Genomic DNA, 2,637 nt, shown 5'->3' with positions numbered 1-2,637 from the left:
GTCACCCGCGGCGTATTGAATTGGGACTAAGCCATGAATGGACTCTGTTCGCTGTTGATTCGGGCGGTGCTCACGCTGGTGGTGCTGGCGGCCTGTGTGGCTCCGGCGGTCGCACAGGAAGTCGTCGAGTACATCCACACTGATGCACTGGGTTCACCGGTGGCGATCACCGATGCCAGCGGAAACGTCATCGAGCGTACGGTGTATGAGCCGTATGGGACGGTGGTCAACCGGCCGTTGAAGGATGGACCGGGATATACGGGGCATGTGACGGACTCGGGGACCGGGCTGAGTTACATGCAGCAGCGGTACATGGATCCGGCGTTAGGGGCTTTCCTGAGCGTTGATCCGGTAACGGCTGAAGGGGGCGATATGCGCCATCTAAACCGCTACGCCTATGCTTACAACAGCCCGTACAAGTTCAAAGATCCGGATGGGCGCTGCCCCCAGTGCTTGTGGGGCGCGCCAATAGGCGCAGTTGTGAACATCGGTGTTCAGATGGCTATGGCTGAAGGGTCGATGGGCGAAAGATTCTCCCAAGTAAAATGGGGGCAAGTCGCTGTCGCAACAGCGGCTGGTGCGCTAAGTGGTGGAGTAAGTGCCGTTGCAAGCACAGCTGCCACTACCGGTGGAACCATTGCCGCAAACGTGGTTGGAAATGCAGCCGTCGGCGCAGTTTCAGTTCAAGCAAATGCACAGCTTGAAGGTAAGACCGCTTCTGTATCCGAGGTTGCGAAGGGCGCAGCCTTGAGCGGAGGAACGGCTGGCTTAGGGGCAGCTGTTTCTGCTGCGCCTGGTGTGGCGGCTAGAAGTGCGAGTGCTGGGATGACACAGACTGAGCGAACTGCGACAGGAAATCTGATGCAGGGTATAAAGGAAGCCACTCCTGGGTTTAAATACTCCAATCCCACCCAAACAGCGGCCAATGCCGTCGGTACGGCGGTCAGTTCATCAGGCGATCTGGAACCACTTGTGAACGATAAGTTGAAGTAGGAAAAGTTGAAGTAGGATATGAAGATCAAATTGATCCTGAAGGGCGTCGCCGTCTATTACGCAAAAGCTGCCGTTTTCACGATTGCCAGCTATGGGTTGCTGCGTCTCGTTTACGGGCATACAGGGATTTCATTCATTGAATGGACGCTCATACTTCTGGCGGCGTTTACGGTGGCTTACATACCACTTTTCGTTGGCTTGCTGCGCGGGAAGAGTTCGTAGCTGTCTTAGGCAGAAGCGGCAAATCCGCCCAGTGCTTACCGCCCTTTAATGATCCTCTGAACAACCATTTCGGTAGTGCCGGCCGCTGGTCGGCCGCATGAGAGACAATGGCGGCACACGTTGAGAAGCTATCCATGCAGCTGATATTTGATGATGCTGAGGGTCTGGGCAAGCGTGAGCAGACCAGACGCGAGATCTGGACCGGCCAGATGCGTCGACGGACGATCTACTTCTTGGCGGAATCCATGCTCCGCTTGATGTCTGATTTCTTCGGGTCCCCGGCCCAATGCCACGTGGCGATTTTGAGGAAGTGGCGCTGGATCTGGAAGACTTGAAGTGACTGCAGCGGTTGTGAAGTGGCCCCCGGATGAATACTGTCCATAAGCCTGCAGTAGTGCGCAGCGTTTGTACCTTTTCCCGATTGAAGCGCATGCGTTGATCGGGTGGGCGCGCAACCGCCCCTCGGGGGACTCGTGTGGTTGCAAATGCAGGAGACTCCTGATGGCGGAAGATGAACTGCTGCTTGAACGGCTTTACAAGATGTCGCGGGTTCTCACGGCCGAACCCGACTCTTCAAACTATGTATTGGTATCGAGGTCATTGTTCCATTGTGATCCGGAGATCCGAGAGAGGGCCATTTTCATCGGCGGGTTGCGTTGGGCAGATCCGTTGATTCTTGGTTGTTTTATTGGAATTGTTACGGTGGGGCAGGAGCCTGTTGATGATAATCGGAGGCTTATGATTGAATCGCTTGTTTCTGCAGTGCTTCGGAGGAGGCTTGATGCAGCTTCAATCGAGGAATGGCTCAGGGCGGTGCTCCGTTCGAATGATTCTAAGTCACTCCTGGCTAAGTCAGCCTACATTGGCTTGCTGCGCATTCAAGGGAAGATGTCGGTTTCTGAGTTTGCATCTATTGATTACGATGGGGTGTCTGTTGATTCATCATTAGTTTCTTGACGCCCACATTTCTTTTTTCGCTTTGAAGATGGTAGTGTCGCGTGATGGTGGTTGGGGCTCGTTCGTCGATCAACCGTTAGGGACGGTTGCGTCACTGGCTTCCAACTGGAGAGCGGTGCCGATGGCGGGGAGATGCATTCCGGTCCAGGCCCATGTCGGATCCAGCTGCGATGTCTGCCGCGCTGGTGGTTTTGCACGCCTTCAACCGTAGCGTGCTGAGCCGGAACCTTTCCTGCTGATTCGCGCGAGGAGCGTGCCAACGGTGGTGGCTGGACGGTGGTGCATAACGGCGGCGGGAACAGCTTTGTTGCCAGCCGTGGCAATGGCAGCTACGCCTATCGCGTGAGGGCATGCAATTTCGCGGGGTGCAGTCCCTACTCGGGCATCGCCAGTGTCTCCGTCGTGCTTCCTCCTGCAGCCACTCAGATCTGCGTGGCGGAGTGGCTCAGCACGCGCAAGGCGCCC

Annotated in this window: 4 protein-coding genes; all 4 read left to right on the top strand. The window is 56.1% G+C overall.

Features of this window, described 5'->3' with window-relative positions; translation table 11 throughout:
• Nucleotides 1-33: 33 nt before the first annotated feature.
• Entirely contained in the window at nt 34-993 is a 960-nt protein-coding gene (locus tag N5D20_RS24605) for an RHS repeat-associated core domain-containing protein (protein ID WP_100064825.1), read from the top strand.
• 18 nt (nt 994-1,011) lie between these two features.
• Nucleotides 1,012-1,215, top strand: coding sequence for a hypothetical protein (locus N5D20_RS24600; protein WP_010485953.1), 204 nt, complete (start codon nt 1,012-1,014; stop codon nt 1,213-1,215).
• Between the two features lie 134 nt (nt 1,216-1,349).
• The gene (locus N5D20_RS24595; RefSeq protein WP_126561026.1) at nt 1,350-1,550 is read left to right on the top strand and encodes a hypothetical protein; all 201 of its coding nucleotides are present in this window, start codon (nt 1,350-1,352) and stop codon (nt 1,548-1,550) included.
• Between the two features lie 166 nt (nt 1,551-1,716).
• Nucleotides 1,717-2,172 (top strand): hypothetical protein, encoded by a 456-nt coding sequence (locus N5D20_RS24590; RefSeq protein ID WP_126561027.1) that lies wholly within the window; start codon nt 1,717-1,719, stop codon nt 2,170-2,172.
• Nucleotides 2,173-2,637 lie beyond the last annotated feature (465 nt).

It is taken from the genome of Stenotrophomonas sp. GD03877, assembly GCF_029840555.1.
In the GTDB taxonomy this organism is placed as follows: domain Bacteria; phylum Pseudomonadota; class Gammaproteobacteria; order Xanthomonadales; family Xanthomonadaceae; genus Stenotrophomonas; species Stenotrophomonas geniculata.
Note: the sequence above shows the minus strand (reverse complement) of the source record. Positions and strands in the feature narration are given on the sequence as shown.